Origin of the sequence: Agrobacterium vitis (genome assembly GCF_037039395.1) — a bacterium.
GTDB classification, from domain to species: domain Bacteria; phylum Pseudomonadota; class Alphaproteobacteria; order Rhizobiales; family Rhizobiaceae; genus Allorhizobium; species Allorhizobium vitis_E.
On sequence record NZ_CP146244.1, the window covers coordinates 796174 to 814803 of the forward strand.

An 18630-nucleotide genomic window follows, 5' to 3' on the forward strand; every position below is an offset into this window, starting at 1 on the left:
AGCTATCCCGGACCCGGAGATCCGAGGGGAAAATACTGGGAAGACCGCGTATAGGCCCCGCCGCGCCAAGGCTCTGCGGGGCAAAGGCTCAGCCCTTGGCGGCGCCGATCTTTTCGTCCCAGATGCGGAAGGCATCGACGATCTTCGATGGGTCGAGCGGCACTTCCAGCGGGTTATTGGCGATCCAGCCGTCATATTCCTTGCGGCCAAATTCGGCGATGGCGTCCTGGCTCTTCTGGGGCGCCATGGAAATCGTCACGTCCTTGACCGCCGGGCCGGGATAGAAATAGCCGTCGTCAAAGGCAATCGCCTGTTGCTGCGGCTGAAGAATGAAGTTGATCACATCCAGCAGAACCGCGAGCTTTTCTTCCGAAACCCCCTTCGGAATGACGGCGTAATGGGCATCGGTGACCCAATGGAAGCCCTTGAGAGTTGCCACCTTGGCCTCTTCCGGCACGATGCCGAGCACGCGCGGGTTGATATCCCAGCCGGTGGTGGTGACGACAATGTCGCGGGTACCTTCGCCAAGCTCTTTCATCACCTGCGTGGTGCCGGTGCCGTAATATTCGACGTTTTCGCCGATTGCCTTCAGGTAATCCCAGGTCTTAGCCCAGCCATTGACGGGATCTTTGGGGTCCTTATCACCAAGCAGGTAAGGAAGACCCATCAGGAATGTCCGGCCCGGACCGGAATTGGCAGGGCGCGCATACATGAAGCGCTTTGGATTGGCCTTGGTCCAGGCCAGCAGTTCCTCGGCAGTGCCCGGCACCTGCTTGACCCTGTCAGGCATATATTCGATCAACGGCCCGGATGGATAATAGGTGACGACGACGCCCTGGTTCTGGGCCAGCGCCTGCATCTTGAAGGCCTGCGGCAGCAGGATTTTCTCCAGATCGGGCAGGTCTGCCTTATGGGCTGACAAATCCACCCAAAGCCCTTGAGAAAGACCAGCGGCCAGCGCATCGGTGCCGGTCAGAACCAGATCGATATCGACCTTGCCCGCGGCCTGCTGCGCCTTGAGTTTTGACGGCAGTTCCGGGGCGGGTGCCTTTGTGAAGGCAAAACGCGACACCCATTGCGGCTTTGCCGCGGCATATTTCTCGAACATGCCCTGGGTCAGCGCCAGATTGCCGGCCACGTCAGCGACGGTGATGGTGACAGGACTAGCCGGTTGTTTGGGGGCAGCCATGCCAAGACGCGGTAACAGGCCGAGCCCGGCCACACCAGCGGCCGTGCCCATGAATGTTCTTCTATTGATCGTCACCAACATATCCTCCCAGATTTCCACCCTCGGAAAGGGCTCCCGAAGATAGTGATATGTTAGTATGCGACTTGATGTCAACGTATAGATGCAGGCATATTACCGTAACGATATATATCCTGCGTTTCGGAACTGCCTTGAATGAAGGCGATAGTCGTAGCCCTATAAGCCCGAGGAGCCGTAAGAACGGCTCCTCGTCTCAGGCAATCTGGTCAGCGGCAATCGCTGTTTCAACCTGCTGTCTGTATTGCAGGATGGCTGCGGCGTGCATTCCGGTCCAGCCCTGGAGCAGCGAACCGCGCCCGAAGGGCGGTGAGAAATATTCGACTGAGCCGATCCAGCCATTTTCAAGACTTGTCTGCCACCAGCGCAGCATTGGATAATCCCAGCCGTCCATTCTGTATTTCAACCGCTGCTCGGCATAGAGGCCGGAAAGATAAGGCCAGTCGGAGCCATTGTGATAGCGATAGGCAAAGGCGGACTTGGCACGGGTATCGGCAGGTCGCTTGAAAGGCGGCCAGGCGCACATCACGCCCCAGTCGCCATAGGGCTGGCGGGCATTGTTGCGGGTTTCCAGCAGGGCCGCGACATGGCCAAGAACGGTCTTGGCGCGGTCATCCGACACGGCATCGAACCGCAGGAGTGTCAGGCTGTCGAGTGTCAGGTGATCCTCGACGAAATCGCTTTTCAGGCCGTAATCGGCATACCAGCCATGGGGGGTGAGAAGCGCTTCATCCAGCGATGCGCGGGCGGTGATAGCCGTCTGCTTTGCCTCTTTGGTCAGAGCCTCGTCCTGATCGACGCCGAATTCTGCGATTGCATCCAGCGCGCCGATCCAGAGTCCGAGATCATAGGCGACATAGCCATGGCGATAAACGTTGTCGGCCCAGTCACGGTCGTGCCGGGGCTTGATGGGCAAGCCGTTTCCGGCTGTGTCGAAGCCTTGATAGCGGCGGAAAATCGCTTCGATGGTTTTCCAGTGGCGGCTAAGGACGGTTTTGTCGCCGGTGGTGCGGATATAATCGCCAATCGTCAGGATGAAGAACAGCGGACTGCCGAAATGATCGCTCCACCAATCGGTGCGCCGCAGATGCTCCATCTTGTAGTCATCTGAGGTGGTGCGGAATTTCTCCCACTCCTCGCCCTGTTTCGGACCGGTCAGAATGACGCCGCTCGGGCTTTCGCCATCGGGCTGGATACCGGTCGCCAGCAGGTCGATCTGACCACGCACTGCCTCCGGCTCCAGATGCAGCAGGGCCTGCAAGGTCCAGTAGCCGTCACGGTAATAGGTGCGGGTCGGGGCGCTATAGGCCTGGCCTGCGGCAAGCCCCAGAAAGGAACCGTCTTCGGCGCGGCGAATGCTGGATAGCGAGGCATGCGCGCTTTGAATTGCCATGCTGCGCATCAGCGGTGGCGCTTGGGGCAGCAGATCGCAGCGCGTCACATGAGCCTTGCTCTCTGCGATGATCGTCTCGACGGGCAGGGCCATGCCCCGTTCGGCTTCCGCGTCGCTGGCACCTGCGGCAATGACAATCACGCCGTCGCCTTTGTCTTCGACAATGGCCACGCCCCATGGTGTACGGATGATCCGCCTTGCGCCGCTGCGCGTCACTTTTTCCGGCTTGGTCAGGGTGCCCCACCAGGCGCAGCGACGGGCCGGGCGTGTGGATTTCAATTGGCTGCCAGTCAGCACCAGGACCGGGGCGGATTGGGCGACATAGAGGCCATGGTCTTTGCCGGTCATCTGGTTCGGGGCAAAGACGAACGGGCCGCTCCAAGGGTGAAGGGCGATGTTTGCGATCCGGCCGCAGCCCCAGAGCGACAGTTCAAGCCGTCCTTCCGGCAGGAAATCACCTTGCAGGCGGGGCGCCATGAACGCCAATTGCAAGGGCAAGTCGCTTTCCACCAATCCGTCCGGCCGCGCAGTTGCCTTGGCTTTTTCCATGTCTCTCCCCTGTCAGGCTATAGGTTTTTCGTATCGGATTTTTCCGGATGCGGGACGCGATTTTTCAAGGCCAGTGCCACGGCACCAATCATCCCCGCCTGCACCCCAAGCCTGCTTTGTTTCAGTGGGCTTTCAAAAGGCAGCAAGGGTTCCAGATGGGTCTGCAGAAGGGTGAAGAATTCTGGCTGTGAGCCGATGCCGCCGCCAATTACCGTGACTGCCGGGTCCAGCAGCGCATGTATGGCGGCGATACCGATCGATGCCTGTTTTGCGACGCTATCGATGGCAAGCCGGGCCTGTTCACTGCCTGATCTGGCCAGCGAAAACAGATCGGCAACAGTCTCGCCGTCTGTTGTAAACCTTTGCCGGATGCCGTTCGTGCCGACACCATCTTCGTAAAGTCCGTTTTCCGAAAAGGGTGCGGTATCATGCGGCGCCGCGCCGACAGGCAGGTAGGCAATTTCGCCAGCTCGTCCAGCCGCCCCGCGCCATGGTTCTCCGTCCAGCACGATACCCATGCCAACGCCGGTTCCGAACGAAACGAACACCAGTGAGCCAAGCCCTTGACCGGCGCCAACCCATGCTTCGCCATAGGCGGCGAGATTGACATCATTTTCCACCGTCACCGGGCAAGAGACGAAGCGCGACATCAGGTCCGCGAGGGGCCGGTCAACCGGCAGAGCCAGGTTGGGAGAAAGAGACGAAAGGCCGGTTTGAGGATCGACGGCGCTCGGAACGCCGATCACCACATTGTCCAGCTCGTGCGCCAAGGCGCCCACATCCGAAAGGAGGGCGGTAATCAACCTTGCCATTTGCGCGAGAACGGGTGCATCCTCACCGTGCAGCGTGGCCTCTTCACGTGTGGCAACAATCTGCTCCTGGCTGCGGGCAATGCCGGCTAGGATTTTTGTGCCACCAAGGTCGATGCCAATCACCCAGCCACTGCCGGGGCCACGACCAGAGATCCGCGCACGTCCCGGCGCATCTCCCCGAGGGCTTGCGGTTGTTAGCAAATGCTTCGCCGAGCTGGGCACAATTGCATTTCCTGTTTTGTTCGGTGTGTTGACGAACTATTATGGACTGGTATTTGCCCTGTCAAGTCAATCTCGCCGAGAGGCAGGACATTGCGGAATTGCCGGTCAAGGAGCGGCAAACCTTAGGCCCAACCCCTGTAATCGTCCTGTCTGGTGGGCTTTTATCCCCCTCCACGAATTCGCTTGACACTCACCGACAAATCCTATTTCGTTCGTCATGTCAACGAACCAATTAAGAAGTTTCAGGGCATTCTCGATCCGGTTTTGTCTGGTGGAGGTGGCCAGACAAGACGATGACATGCTGCATGATTGCATCGGTTTTTGGGGAGGCCGGGCAGCAGATCATGCAGGGACAATAAGTTGCTACAGCGATTTTGTGGATGTGGTGGCCGCACGGCGCTGTATTTCCCATCATCCGCCGTCTCGCCTGCAAGGGAACAGCAAGGTGAAACCGGCCCGCGCAATTGCGTGAACCAAAGCTTGAGTTCACCGGTGGCCATCAGGAGGAAAATTCGATGCAGAAAAGCGTTTTGAAATGGGTTGGCGGTGGGTTTGGCGTCATGCTGTCGCTGACCAATGCCTATGCGTTCGGCGAGGCGCCGATGCTGAAGAGCCAGGTCGATGCGGGCAAGCTCCCGCCGGTCGAACAGCGCCTTCCCAAGAAGCCCGCCATCATTCCTGTTTATAACGAGATCGGCACCTATGGCGGCACGCTCCGGCGTGCCTATAGCGGCATCGGTGACCGCATGGGCTCCACCAAGCTGATCGAAGAGCGCGCCTTGAAGTTACAGCAATCGTCCGACGGCAAGGTCGATCTTGTGCAGCGTTTTGTCGAAAGCTGGTCGGCCAATGCCGATTCAACCGAATTTACCTTCACGCTGCTCGATGGCATGAAATGGTCCGATGGAGTGCCGGTTACGACGGAAGATGTGAAATTCTGGTATGAGGATCTGTTCCTCAATGCCGATCTCAATCCCAGCCCTCCCGGCTTCCTGTTTTCAGGCGGCAAGCCGATGAAGCTCGACATTGTCGATGCGCATACGTTCAAAGTCAGCTTCGCCCAGCCTTACGCGCTGTTTCCCTATGTTCTGGCGGTTCAATCGACGGGATGGCCGGGTCTCGACAAGCCGAGCTTTATCCAGCCAGCCCATTACCTGAAGAAATTCCTGCCGAAATACAGCACACCGGAAGAGCTGGACGCCATCGTCAAGGCCAAGGGCGTTCCCAACTGGCGGGCGCTCTGGGATCTGAAGGGCGTGATCCAGGCCTGGTGGTTGAACCCGGATCTGCCTGTCGTCACCGCCTGGAAGGTCGTGACGCCGCCACCGGCCAGCACCATCGTTTTCGAGCGTAATCCCTATTACTGGGCAACCGACAAGGCTGGCAACCAGCTTCCCTATATCGACCGGATCGAGGCAAAACTTTTCCAGGACCATCAGGCGGTCAACCTGATGATCGTTCAGGGACAGATCGACTTCCAGTCGCGTTTCGTCGAGGCGCGCGATTATCCGCTGCTGAAGGAAAACGAGCAGGCAGGCAATTACACCGTTCATCCTTGGAAGAGCGGCGAAAACCTGGCGATCATCCCCAATATCAACGATACCAATGAGGTGAAGCGCAAGCTGTTCGACGATATTCGCTTTCGCGAAGCGTTGAGCATTTCCATCGACCGCGAAGCCATTAATGAGACCGTGTTTTCCGGGCTGGCCATACCAAGAGCCGCCGCACCGGCCAAGGGATCACCCTATTACGACCCCGAATTTGAGACCAAGTGGACCGGTCTCGATATTGATCGCGCCAATATGCTGTTGGACGAGATCGGCCTGAAAAAGGGTGCCGACGGGTTCCGCACCGGGCCGGATGGCAAGCGCCTCAGCCTGGTGATCGAGACGATTGACGAGAATATTCCGCCTGAGATGGTGGAGGTGATCCGTCAGGGCTGGCAGCAGATCGGCATTGAAGGGCTGATCCGTTCGGTTGATGAAACCGCCAGCCTTCAGCATATCAAATCCGGCAATTTCGATATCATCACCGCCTATGCCGACCGTTTGCTGATGCCTCAGGCCGATCCGACCCTGCTGCTTGGCCGGGAATCCTACGCCAACGCCTATTTCGAATGGTATAATTCCGCTGGCAAGAGCGGCACGGAGCCGCCGAAGGATCACCCGATCCGCAAGCTGTTTGACGCCTGGACCGCCGCGTCAAGCTCCAAGACCGTGGATGAAGCCAACCGGCATATGAAGGACATGATCAATGTCATGAAGGACAATGTCTGGATGATCGGTCTTGTCGGCGAATCTGTCACGCCCTTCGTTGTCAACAACAAGATCGGCAATTTCCCCGATGTGATGACCAACGAAGAAGCCCTGCGCAATGAAGGCAATGCCATTCCGGCGCAGCTGTTCTTCAAGAAATGATCGGTCACGGCGGCCTTGCATCTTTGCAGGCCGCCGCAAATTTCCGGATGGGCGAAGACGCGACCGAACAATGCAATATCAGGGCGTGACGATGCTTATGCATCCTTGAATGCAGGGCGGTGCAGACATCTCAAATCCATCAGCGATTTGAGATGTCTGCAGAAGAAACTCGAAGGGTCATTTTCAATGACGCTTCGTCGGAATGGTCGGGAGAAAGTGATGACATCCTATATCTTTAACCGGTTTGCCTGGGCCATTCCCATGCTGTTTCTGGTTTCCATCGCTGCCTTCACGGTCATCCAGCTGCCTCCAGGCGATTACGCCACGGCCCTTGTCGCGGAAATGCGGGCGAATGGCGACACCCCGCCTGAGGGTACCGAGGAACGGTTGCGCCATCAGCTTGGCCTGGACCGTCCGATGTATGAGCAATATTCGCAGTGGATCGGCAATATCGTTCTGCACGGCGACTTCGGCACCTCCTTGACCTACAACCAGCCGGTCTCCAACCTGATCTGGGGCCGGTTGGCGTTGACGCTGGCAATCTCCTTTTCATCGCTGTTGCTTACCTGGGTGATTGCCATCCCGATTGGTGTCTATGCAGCAGCGCGCCAATATTCGTTTCTCGACTATTTCTTTACCGTTTTCGGGTTTCTCGGTCGTGGGTTCCCGGAGTTCCTCTCGGCCCTGATCCTGATGTGGCTGGCCTATTCCTGGATGGGCATGAATGTCGGCGGGTTGTTGTCGCCACAGATGCAGGATGCGCCCTGGAGCATCGCCAAGGTCGCCGACCTGCTCGGCCATTTGTGGATCCCGTTGCTGGTGCTCTCAACCAGCGGTGCGGCTGGCCTGATCCGCATCGTGCGCGCCAATATGCTGGACGAGCTGAACAAGCCCTATGTCGAAACCGCGATGGCGCAAGGCCTGACGGAATGGAGCGTCATCTGGCGTTATCCGGTGCGGGTGGCGCTCAACCCGTTTATTTCCACCATTGGCTGGGCGCTACCGGCGCTGATTTCCGGCGATGTTATCACATCCGTGGTCTTGAACCTGCCGACCACCGGACCGCTGCTGCTGCGTGCGCTGCAAAGCCAGGACATGTATCTGTCGGGTAGCTTCATCCTCATTCTCGGCGTCTTCACCATCCTCGGCACCATCGTGTCCGATATCCTGCTGGCGGTCTCCGATCCGCGCATCCGCTACCGATAGGAGCAGACCATGACCGATGTAACGCTCAACGACATGGATGAGGCCCGGCCCGAGGCGGGGCGGGCGGAAAAGCTCTATCAGGCCAGCCCCCGGCAATTGATGTGGTGGCGGTTCAAGCGCCACAAGGTGGCGATGGTTTCGGGGATGATCCTCATCCTGGCCTATCTGGTCACCGGACTTGCCGAATTCACCGCGCCCTATGATGCATTCCAGGGCAATGCCCGTACGACATTGCTGCCGCCCCAGGCACTGCATCTGTTTGACGAGGAGGGAAATTTCCACGGTCCCTTCGTCTATGCGACGACCCGCACCCGCGATCCCGTAACCTTGAGGCCGATGTACAAGCCGGATACGTCGAAGATCGTGCCGATCCGGTTTTTCGTTCAGGGACAGACCTATCGATTCTGGGGCCTTATCGAGGGGAACCTGCGTCTGTTCGGTGCTGCCGGGCAGGACAAGATCAACCTGCTCGGCACCGATACGCTGGGACGCGATGTGCTGTCGCGGTTGATCTATGGCGGGCGTATCTCGCTATCGGTCGGGTTGATCGGCGTTGCCGTCAGTTTCGTTCTCGGCCTGACATTGGGGTCGATTTCCGGTTATTTCGGCGGGATCACCGACAATATCGTCCAGCGGGGCATGGAATTCCTGCGCTGCATTCCCACCATCCCGCTGTGGATGGGGCTTGCCGCCGCCCTGCCGATCACCTGGGACCCGCTGTTTGTCTATTTCCTCGTGACGTTGCTGTTGTCGCTGATTGGCTGGACCTATGTGGCCCGCACCGTTCGGGGCCGTTTCCTGTCGGTGAAGAACGAGGATTTCGTGCTGGCCGCCCGGTTTTGCGGCACGTCGGAATCTCGGATTATCACCCGGCACATGCTGCCTTCGATGACCAGCTATATCATCGCCGCGCTGACCTTGTCGGTGCCGGATATGATCCTTGGGGAGACGGCGTTGAGCTTTCTCGGGCTTGGCCTGCGTCCGCCGGTGGTGAGTTGGGGCGTGCTGCTGCAAGAGGCGCAAAACCTGCGGACAATCTCGCAGGCGCCCTGGCTGCTGGCACCGGGGGCGGCCATCGTCATCGTCGTCCTTGCCTTCAATTTTCTCGGCGATGGCCTGCGCGATGCAGCCGATCCCTATAGCAAATGAGTGACGTCATGCCCGAAGAGAGCGTAAAGCCTGTCATCGAGATCGATAATCTCAAGGTTCACTTTCAAGTTCGAGAAGGCGTGGTCAGGGCAGTCGATGGCGTCAGCCTGAAACTCATGCCGGGCGAAGTGCTTGGCATCGTCGGGGAAAGCGGCTCCGGAAAATCGATTACGGTGCGGGCAATCATGCAATTGCTGCCCAAGGTTGGCAAGATTTCCGATGGCCAGATCCTGTTCAATGGCGTTCCCGGCAAGACCACCGACATCGCCAAGCTGGATCGCAATGGCCGCGACATGCGCGCCCTGCGCGGTGGCCGGATCGGCATGATCTTTCAGGAGCCGATGACGGCTCTATCGCCGGTACACACCATTGGCCATCAGGTGATGACGCCGATCCTGGTGCACAGCCAGGGCAGCAAGGCGGATGCTGACAAACGGGCGCGAGAAGTGCTCGACATGGTCCGGCTGCCGCGTATCGATGAGATGATGCGCAGCTATCCGCACCAGCTATCGGGTGGCATGCGTCAACGCGCCATGATCGCCATCGCGCTCGCCTGCCGACCGCAGGTGTTGATTGCCGACGAGCCGACGACGGCGCTGGACGTGACCACCGAGGCGCAGATCCTTGATTTGCTGAAGGAGTTGAGGGCCGAGCTTGGCATGTCGATCATCTTCATCACCCATAATTTTGGGGTGGTCGCCGATATCGCCGACCGGGTTTCGGTGATGTATCTCGGCAATGTCGTGGAGACCGGCCGGACCGAGGATATTTTCTACGATCCGAAACACCCCTATACACGGGCATTGCTCAATTCCATCCCAAGGCTTGGGGCGGCAAAACAGCACCGGCTGAACACCATTCCTGGCATGATCCCCGATCCCTTCAACCTGCCTGACGGTTGCGTGTTTCACCCCAGATGCGAGCTTGCCAGAGACGGTGACTGTCGGCGGATTTACCCACCCGTCACCCGGATTGACGACGAGCGCATTGCCCGTTGTCATGTTGTCGCGGAAGCGATGGAAACAGGGAGTGCCGCCCAATGACGGACCTATCCATGGCGCCTGAGCTCCTGATGGATGTCGCCGATCTGAAGAAACATTTCCCCATCCATTCCGGCTTTCTCGGACGCCAGACCGGCGCCGTGCGTGCGGTGGAGAATGTCAGTTTTCAATTGCGCAAAGGGGAGACCCTGGGGCTGGTCGGTGAAAGCGGTTCGGGAAAATCCACCGTCGCCCGGCTGCTGCTGCGGGCTTTTCCGGTCACCGAAGGACGGGTGACATTCCGACGCCGCAATGGTTCGCTGATCGACATTGCCAAGGCGGGCAATGCCGAGATGCGCGAATTACGCGATGAAGTCCAGATGATCTTTCAGGACCCGTATTCGTCGCTCAATCCGCGCCTGCGGCTGCTGGAGATTATCGGCGAGCCGCTGATCAACAAGAAGGTAGCGAGGTCCGAAATCGAGGACCGGGTGGCGGACCTGCTGAAGCTCGTTGGCCTTCGCCCCGAATTCATGAGCCGTTATCCACATGCCTTTTCCGGCGGCCAGCGCCAGCGCATCGGCATCGCCCGGGCGCTTGCCGTCAACCCCAGCTTCATCGCCGCCGACGAAGCGGTTTCGGCGCTGGATGTTTCGGTCGCGGCCCAGGTCGTCAACCTGATGCAGGACTTGCAGGAACAGTTCGGCCTGACCTATCTGTTCATCACCCATGATCTGTCGATGGTCGAGCATATCGCCAACCGCGTCGGGGTGATGTATCTGGGCAGGCTGGTGGAAATTGCCGATACGGCAAGTCTGTTCGACAAGCCGCGCCATCCCTATACCGAGGCCCTGCTGTCGTCTGTGCCGCAGCCAGATCCCCGCGCCAACGCCGCCAAGAAGCGGATCATCCTCAAGGGCGAAATCCCCAATGCCGCCAAGCCGCCGTCGGGCTGCGTCTTTCATCCCCGCTGTCCTTATGCCACCGATATCTGCCGTCAGGTGGAGCCGCAGCTGGAAGCGTTAGCTGGCAGCGACAATGCCGTGCGCTGTCATCGCGCAGCGGAACTGGATCTGGCGGGCGTTCGCTGAAATTGCTCCGAAACAGGATGACCTGGCGCTGGTAAGGACGGCGGGTCATTTCTTGTTTTATCGACACTGACCCAGGTCCTTGCGCAAATGTGACTCGATTTGCGGCGCAAACTGTGCAGTAGAATGCGCGACTGGCGTGGCGCTGGCGTTTGGACGTTTCGGTGCCAGGCAAAGCATATGTGAGAGTATCGGCATTGCGGATTCTGGTTGTCGAAGACGATGTGATTCTGGGTTCTTCCCTGAAGAAGGCCTTTGAGAAACACGCCTATGGCGTGGACCTGATGCGTGATGGCGAATCCGGGCTGCTTGCCATTCAGGATAATGACTATGCCGTTGTTATTCTGGATGTGAACCTGCCGAAAGCCAGTGGTTTCGAGGTGGTTCGAACCTTGCGCGCCAGCGGCAACAAGGTTCCGGTCCTGTTGTTGACGGCGCTTGACAGTGTCCGCTCGCGGGTAGAGGGGCTGGATGAAGGGGCCGACGATTACCTGGTCAAGCCGTTCGATCTGGACGAGCTTCTGGCGCGTGTGCGTGCGCTTGCCCGCCGGTATGAAGGGCGCACCGAAACGTTGATCCGTTGCGGCAATGTCGAGCTTGACCCTTCCGCGATGATTGCTCGCCAGAACGGCACGCCCCTGCATGTGGCCGGCAAGGAGTTTCACTTGCTCAAGCTGCTGATGGAGCGCGCCGGGCGTTATGTCACCAAAAGCGATATCGAATACGCTCTCTACGATATTTCGGCCATGGTGGAGAGCAATACGATAGAAGTGACGATCTACAGTCTGCGCAAAAAATTGGGCGCCGATTTCATCAAATCCATTAGAGGCGTCGGCTATATGGTCGAGCGGTGACACGTGACACTCAGTCAAAGACTGTTCCTGAGAATTCTGCCGACGCTGATCATAACAATTGCGCTTGTCGGCGCCTTTGCGTATCGAAGCGCCGATCGCGAGATCGAAAATATCTATGATGCGGAGTTGATCAACGACGCCAATACGCTTTGGGTCCTGCTCGACCATCCGCTCGCCAAGAATTCGGACAAGCCGATCGTCCAGATCCCCGATCTGGATTTCAACATGGACGACCAACTGTCCCTGAATGAGGACGCGGACGACTACGCCGATGCCCATGCCTTCCGGGCCTGGAAGAATGGCCGTCTGGTCATGGTCAGCAGCAATTCCTTTCCGGAATCGGTGCCGGAATTCAAACGCGGCTTTTCCGATTTCAACATCAACAACGAAGCCTGGCGGGTCTATTCTCTGCCGATCCCCAATTCCGAAGTCATTATCGAAGTGGCCGAGAAAATGGCGCTGCGCGACGGGCTGGTCGCCAATATCATTCTCAACCTGTCCTTTCCATTGATGATCCTGGTGCCGGCCATCGCCATTCTGGTCTGGTTCGTCATTCACAACGGCCTTAGCCATATCAGGGGGCTTGTCCGGCAGATCAGGTCGCGCACACCGGACGATCTCTCGGCAATTTCCACCGATGGTTTGCCGCACGACCTCATTCCACTGGTTGGCTCGCTCAATCAGTTCATGGAAAAGCTGCGCATATCCCTGACGCTCGAGCGCCGCTTTGCAGATCTCGCCGCCCATCAGTTGCGCACGCCGCAGGCTGGCATAAAATTACTGCTGCAATTGATCGAACGGTCCGATTCAGAAGACGAGCGACAGGCGTTGATGAAGGATTTGACCGCTAGCAATGAGCGGGCGATGCATCTCATCGAGCAGATGCTCAATCTGGCCCGTGTCAGCCACCAGCCTCTGAACCTGCAGGAGACCAATCTGTTCGATCTGGTTGCCAAGGCGCTGGCGGATTTCGGGCCAATCTTCAACGACAGACGTTTACAGGTCGAGCTTTCCGGCGACGAAGAGGCATTGGTTGCCACCGACAGCGCCTTGTTGCGGATGATGATCGATAACGTCGTCGATAACGCCATCAAATATTCGCCGGATGCCGGTACAATGCAGGTTATGATCATCGCCAAGGGAGCCAGCTGGTGCGTTTCAGTCAATGACAGCGGACCGGGCATTCCCGTTCAGCATCGCGATAAGGTTTTCCAGCAATTTTACCGGGTTCCGACAACCGAGCGCGAGGGCACCGGGCTTGGTCTTGCCATTGCCGCGGCAATTGCGACCCGCCTGTCGGTCGATATCGAATTGGGTGTGCCTGACTGGGGCTATGGCTTGCGCATGGACCTGCTTGTGCCGGCCGATACGCTCACGTCCGCCTGACCGGCAGATCACAGTCATAGGCTGTAAATAAATGATTATAAAACAAAATTTTTAATGCGAGGACGGCACGGCAAGGCCGGACGGTAAAAAAATCACCATTTAAGTTTCACTTCATTTTCGTCTAATCCAGCTTTCAGTTCGCGGTTCTAGGGTTGCTTCACAGATTGAAGGAACCCCCATGCAAGCTTTCTGCGATTTTGACGGTACGATATCGAAACAGGATGTGACCGACCTGGTGCTGGAGCGCTTTGCTCTGCCCGAGTGGACGGATCTGGAGGCGCAATGGGACGCGGGAGAGATCAATTCCGCTGAATGCATGCGGGCTCAGATCCGTCTGCTTCAGGCCTATCGGCATGAGATCGACCGGTTTCTCGGCGAGGTCGAAATCGACGCCGGCTTTCCCGAATTCCGCAGCTACTGCCTCCAGAACCATATCCGTCTGACCATCGTCAGCGATGGCGTCGACTATTTCATTCGCCGCGTTCTCAGTCACTACGGCATCACCGATATCGAGGTGATCGCCAACCGGATGCTGGAACCATCCTGCGGCAACCCGACGGTCTTCGACCTCGATCATCCCTTTGCCAGCACCGGTTGCGTCACCGGATCGGGTGTCTGCAAATGCAACGTCATCCGGGCTGGCGATGCGGATCACATCTATATCGGCGATGGCCGCTCGGATTTCTGCGTCTCCAGCCATGCTGCCAAACTGATCTTCGCCAAATCCAAACTGGCCGTTCATTGCCAGGAAAACCGGATACCCTTCATCGCCTACCGCGATTTCACCGATATCACAGCCGCACTCAAGACCTTGAAGACCAAGTCCCTGGCGATTGGGGCCGGTGCTGCTGTGACGACTGTTCCTGCATCAAAAATAGCTTAGGGAAAACAAGACTATGCGTGCAACGCTCAAGATTGCCGAACCACCTGTCGCCTCGCCTTCGGAAGACGAGCTGAGACAGCTTGAGAACCTCTATTGTTCTCACGGTGATACCGTCCACTATACGGATAAGCCGAAATTCTTCGAAGGCTGCGAAGGCTCCTTCGTCTACGACGCCAGCCAGACGCCGTTTCTCGACCTGCAAATGTGGTATTCCGCCGTCAATTTCGGCTATCGCAACGAACGGCTGAACAATGCGGCACATCGTCAGCTCGACCAGCTTCCGCAGGTGGCCTCCCAATATCTGCACCGGGAAAAAGTCGAACTGGCCGCGCTGATTGCCCGCGATGCGGAACAGAAATTCGGCCATAAGGGCCGCGTCCATTTCAATGTCGGCGGCTCCCAGGCTGTCGAGGATTCCCTGAAACTGGTGCGCAATTTCACCGGCGGCAAAAGCCTGATGTTCGCCTTTGAGGGCGGCTATCATGGCCGCACGCTCGGCGCGAGCGCGATCACCTCAAGCTATCGCTATCGCCGCCGGTATGGCCATTTTGGCGATCGCGCCCAGTTCATCGAATTTCCCTATCACTTCCGTGGACCGAAAGGCATGTCCAAGGAAGAATACGGGCAGATCTGCGTCGATAAATTCGCCCGGTTGTTCGAAAGCGAATATAACGGCGTCTGGGACCCCAAGGCCGGTAAATCCGAATATGCCGCTTTCTATGTAGAGCCGATCCAGGGCACCGGCGGCTATGTCATTCCGCCGATGAATTTCTTCACCGGTTTGAAGAAGGTGCTTGATGACCACGGCATCCTGATGGTCGTCGATGAGATCCAGATGGGCGTTTACCGCACTGGCAAGCTGTGGTCCATTGAGCATTTCGGTGTGTCGCCTGATGTTCTGGTGTTCGGCAAGGCCATTACCAATGGTCTCAATCCGCTGTCCGGCATCTGGGCGCGTGAGGAAATGATCAACCCGACGATCTTCCCGCCCGGCTCGACCCATTCGACCTTCGCTAGCAATCCGATGGGCACCGCCGTTGCACTGGAAACCATGAAAATGGTCGGCGAGGGTGATTTTGGCGCCAGCGTCATGGAAAAAGGCGCCCGCTTCCTCGATGGATTGAAGGTTCTCGAAAAGCGTCATGCTATCGTCGGTGATGTCGATGGTCTCGGCCTCGCCCTGCGGATGGAAATCTGCAAGGAAGACGGGTTTACCCCCGACAAGGCAACGCTCGACTGGATGTCCGACGAAGGCATGAAGGGCGATCTGGTTGTCGATGGCAAGACCTATGGTCTGGTGCTCGATGTCGGCGGCTACCATAAGAACGTCATCACGCTGGCTCCCAACCTGATGATCAGCAACAGCGAAATCGATCTGGCGCTCACCCTGCTCGATCAGCTGCTGACCCGCGCTGCACGGAGGTAGAGCCGTGCAACTCCTGCTTCTTCACCTCGATGACGCGCTGGAGTTGCAGCCCGAATTCATGCGCTCCTGCAAGATGGCAGGCGCGCATGAACTCAACGAACAGCAAAGCGGCAGGGCGGTGCGTCTCTGGGGTCGGCAAGCGGCGCTCGATACGCTCTGGCGCAAGCTAACGCAGGCGGGACGGCAGGGCTCTGCCGAACCGCGCCTCTGCTTCATGGGGTCGGGCGATTTCCACCATGTCACATCGCTGCTGATCGATCAGGCGTTGGAAAACCGCAGCGAGCGGGTGACCGTCATTCACATCGACAATCATCCCGACTGGGTGCATTTCGATGGCGGTATGCATTGCGGCTCCTGGGTCAACCGCACCCTTGCCAATCCGCAGGTCGATAAAGTTATCACCATCGGCGTCTGTAGCAATGATCTGGAGACGCCCGAGCGCAAAGGTGCAAATCTCGACCTGCTCGCCAGTGGGCGGCTTGAGCTTTATCCCTATATGCATCCGCCAAGCCGGGTGAAGGCCAGTTACGGTGCCGGGCAATCCTACCGGCAGCATGACCGCGATCTCTATTGGCAAACCATCGCCGAGATCGGCGAGATGAATTTCATCGATCGGCTGCTGGCGGGGATCGAGACGGAATGCGTCTACATCACCTTGGACAAGGATGTCCTGGTTCAGGGTGATGCGGTGACCAATTGGGACCAGGGCCGCATGCAGATGCCCTATGTCCTGTCGATCATCAGCGCCATCGGTGAGCGCTATCGGATTATCGGCGCCGATGTGACGGGGGATTATTCCCGTCCCGACTATAGCGGCACTCTCTGGACCCGGATGTTGAAAAAGGGCGAGATCCTGATCGATCAACCCCGCCATACATGCTCCGGGCCGCAGATCTGCACTATCAACAGCGCCGCAAACCTCGCGCTGTTGGATGTCTTCGGGGAGCAGATGCGATGAAGCAGGGGCTCGACCTGTCGATGCTGGCGCTGATCCTGTTCTGCATCCTGACGGAGACAGGCCGGGAGATCTGCTTCAAAAAAGGGGCGGCCACGGGCGATGCCAGGCAGATGGTCCTGCGGCCCGTCGTCTGGGCCGGGATCTGCTTCTGGCTCATCGAGCTCCTGGCCTGGAGCCGGGTACTGGCCAGCGTTTCGCTGTCCATCGCCTTTCCAATCATGGCGATGAGCTATGCCACCATCACGATTGCCGGTGCGGTGATCTTCAAGGAATCCATCAACCTTCGCCATGCCGTCGGGGTCGCGCTTGTGACTGCCGGTGTGGTCTGTGTCGGAGCAACAGGACTATGAAACTCTTTGCCTATTCGAAATGGGATAGCGTGTCTGTCGCAGCCGCAGCGCTGCATCTGGCCTTCAATATCTATTTGATCGCCGGGTTCGAGAGCCGGCCGCTGTGGCTCTCCTTCGTGCTGGCCTGCATTTATGCGCTGTCGATTTCCTGGAACATCAACAGCATTTCCCATAACTTCATTCACACGCCCTATTTCAAGCCGCGCTGGATGAACTATGCCTTCAGCCTGCTGGAATCGATCACCATCGGCTTTTCCCAGACCTATTATCACTGGGTCCATATGCGCCATCATTCCGGCAATAGCGACCGGCCGGATGAAAGCGGCAAGACCGTCGATCTGCTGTCAATCTATAAGCATGGCAAGAACGGCGAGCCGGAAAATGTGTTTTCCTATACGTTTTTGAGCTTCTTCCGGGACGATCTGGGTGAAATCCATCGGGCCATCGCTGCAAAGCGGCCGTTCGAAGCCAAGTGGGGCCGGATCGAACTGATCGCCTTCATTCTCGTCGCGCTGGCGGCCCTGGCCTATGACTGGAAGGCGACACTGTTTCTCGTGCCGTTCTATTATCTCGGCAATTGCCTGTCATCTCTCAATGGTTACTACGAGCACCTGCATGGCGATCCGGACGAGCCGATTGCCTGGGGCGTCAGCAGCTACAAGAGCTTCTATAACTGGCTGTGGTTCGGCAATGGCTATCACGCTGAACACCATTACCGGCCTAAAACCCATTGGACGCAATTGCCGCTGCTGCATGACCGTATCAGGGAAGAGCAGGAAAAGGCCGGTACTCACGTGATCAGCACCTGCCACGCGCTCGGCTTCATGGCCAAGGAAAACCTGGCCAAAGAGACCTTGTCAGGGGAGGGGACACGATGAGCACCGATGCGCTGTCCTTTTTTCAGGAAGGAAGCAATGGCAGCGGCATCCTTCTTGTCCATGGTCTGACCGGAGCGCCGGCAGAAATGCGATTGGTGGCCCGGCAATTGCACCGGCGCGGATATTCGGTCTATGCTCCGCTTCTGGCAGGCCACGGAACGGACGAAGCGGCCTTGCGCAAGACGCGCTGGCAGGATTGGCTTGAGAGCGTCGAGGAGGCCGGACAGGTTCTGGCCTCACGGGTCGATGCGGCCTTTGCCGCTGGCATTTGCGCTGGTGGAAAGCTGGCGCTGATGGCGGCGGACCGCCAGCCTTTGACCCTTCGTGCGGCGGCCATCTACTCGCCCTGCTTCCATTATGATGGCTGGGACATTCCCCGCCATTACAATTTCATGGCCCGCAATATTCGCTGGCTGGCGAAGATTCCGTTCCTGGATCGGTTGAGGTTTCACGAAACCCGCTCGCTCGGCATCAAGGACGACCGGCTGCGCAACAAGATTGCCGCCATGAATGGCGACGGCGTGCTGGAGAGCTTCCCCGGCAAGGGATTGGTGGAAATGGACAAGCTCGGGCGGGTGCTGAAAGCCCGGCTGCCTTCGATGCAGACGCCGACGCTGATCGTTCATTCGCTTGAGGACGATGTCAGCAGCCCAAGCCATGCCCAATATATCTCATCCCATCTCGGCGGGCCGCGTGAACTACATTGGCTGCGGGACAGCTATCACATGATCCATATGGACCGCCAGCATCGGCATGTCGCCGATCTGACTGCGGATTTTTTCGAGGCTCATTATGTACCGGACCGCGCATAACAT

General features: G+C 58.1%; 16 protein-coding genes. 13 read left to right on the forward strand and 3 right to left on the reverse strand.

Annotated elements, in window-relative coordinates:
- Positions 1–88: 88 nt before the first annotated feature.
- The 3 genes from V6582_RS24920 to V6582_RS24930 form a co-directional block, all read right to left on the reverse strand.
- Positions 89–1264, reverse strand: a complete 1176-nt coding sequence (locus V6582_RS24920) for an extracellular solute-binding protein (RefSeq protein WP_070165695.1) — start codon at positions 1262–1264, stop codon at positions 89–91.
- A 196-nt stretch (positions 1265–1460) separates the two neighbouring features.
- Positions 1461–3206, reverse strand: a complete 1746-nt coding sequence (locus V6582_RS24925; RefSeq protein ID WP_156630158.1) for a GH116 family glycosyl hydrolase — start codon at positions 3204–3206, stop codon at positions 1461–1463.
- A gap of 17 nt (positions 3207–3223) precedes the next feature.
- Positions 3224–4219 (reverse strand): ROK family protein, encoded by a 996-nt coding sequence (locus V6582_RS24930; protein ID WP_156630156.1) that lies wholly within the window; start codon positions 4217–4219, stop codon positions 3224–3226.
- A 536-nt stretch (positions 4220–4755) separates the two neighbouring features.
- Between V6582_RS24930 and V6582_RS24935 the strand changes: the two genes are divergently transcribed.
- The 13 genes from V6582_RS24935 to V6582_RS24995 all read left to right on the forward strand — a co-directional run bounded on the left by V6582_RS24935 (position 4756) and on the right by V6582_RS24995 (position 18627).
- Positions 4756–6657: an ABC transporter substrate-binding protein gene (locus V6582_RS24935; protein WP_156630155.1), complete on the forward strand. Its 1902-nt coding sequence runs from the start codon at positions 4756–4758 to the stop codon at positions 6655–6657.
- A 219-nt stretch (positions 6658–6876) separates the two neighbouring features.
- Positions 6877–7863, forward strand: coding sequence for an ABC transporter permease (locus V6582_RS24940; protein ID WP_156630153.1), 987 nt, complete (start codon positions 6877–6879; stop codon positions 7861–7863).
- Between the two features lie 9 nt (positions 7864–7872).
- A complete protein-coding gene (locus V6582_RS24945; protein ID WP_156630151.1) occupies positions 7873–9012 on the forward strand; it encodes an ABC transporter permease in 1140 nt (379 codons plus the stop codon).
- Positions 9013–9020: 8 nt separating this feature from the next.
- A complete protein-coding gene (locus tag V6582_RS24950; RefSeq protein ID WP_156630149.1) occupies positions 9021–10055 on the forward strand; it encodes an ABC transporter ATP-binding protein in 1035 nt (344 codons plus the stop codon).
- Positions 10052–11083, forward strand: a complete 1032-nt coding sequence (locus V6582_RS24955; protein ID WP_156630147.1) for an ABC transporter ATP-binding protein — start codon at positions 10052–10054, stop codon at positions 11081–11083. Before V6582_RS24950 ends, V6582_RS24955 begins: the two co-directional genes overlap by 4 nt.
- Positions 11084–11277: 194 nt before the next feature.
- Entirely contained in the window at positions 11278–11934 is a 657-nt protein-coding gene (locus V6582_RS24960; protein WP_156630430.1) for a response regulator transcription factor, read from the forward strand.
- A gap of 3 nt (positions 11935–11937) precedes the next feature.
- Entirely contained in the window at positions 11938–13320 is a 1383-nt protein-coding gene (locus V6582_RS24965) for a sensor histidine kinase (RefSeq protein ID WP_337739154.1), read from the forward strand.
- Positions 13321–13498: 178 nt separating this feature from the next.
- Positions 13499–14203 (forward strand): MtnX-like HAD-IB family phosphatase, encoded by a 705-nt coding sequence (locus V6582_RS24970; RefSeq protein WP_156630144.1) that lies wholly within the window; start codon positions 13499–13501, stop codon positions 14201–14203.
- Between the two features lie 13 nt (positions 14204–14216).
- Positions 14217–15629: an aspartate aminotransferase family protein gene (locus V6582_RS24975; RefSeq protein WP_156630142.1), complete on the forward strand. Its 1413-nt coding sequence runs from the start codon at positions 14217–14219 to the stop codon at positions 15627–15629.
- Positions 15630–15633: 4 nt separating this feature from the next.
- Positions 15634–16587, forward strand: coding sequence for an arginase (locus V6582_RS24980; RefSeq protein WP_337739153.1), 954 nt, complete (start codon positions 15634–15636; stop codon positions 16585–16587).
- Positions 16584–16937, forward strand: coding sequence for an EamA family transporter (locus V6582_RS24985; RefSeq protein WP_156630140.1), 354 nt, complete (start codon positions 16584–16586; stop codon positions 16935–16937). The genes V6582_RS24980 and V6582_RS24985 overlap by 4 nt, the downstream gene beginning before the upstream one ends.
- A complete protein-coding gene (locus V6582_RS24990) occupies positions 16934–17815 on the forward strand; it encodes a fatty acid desaturase family protein (RefSeq protein ID WP_156630139.1) in 882 nt (293 codons plus the stop codon). The genes V6582_RS24985 and V6582_RS24990 overlap by 4 nt, the downstream gene beginning before the upstream one ends.
- Positions 17812–18627: an alpha/beta hydrolase gene (locus tag V6582_RS24995; RefSeq protein WP_156630137.1), complete on the forward strand. Its 816-nt coding sequence runs from the start codon at positions 17812–17814 to the stop codon at positions 18625–18627. Before V6582_RS24990 ends, V6582_RS24995 begins: the two co-directional genes overlap by 4 nt.
- The last annotated feature ends 3 nt before the right edge of the window (positions 18628–18630 follow it).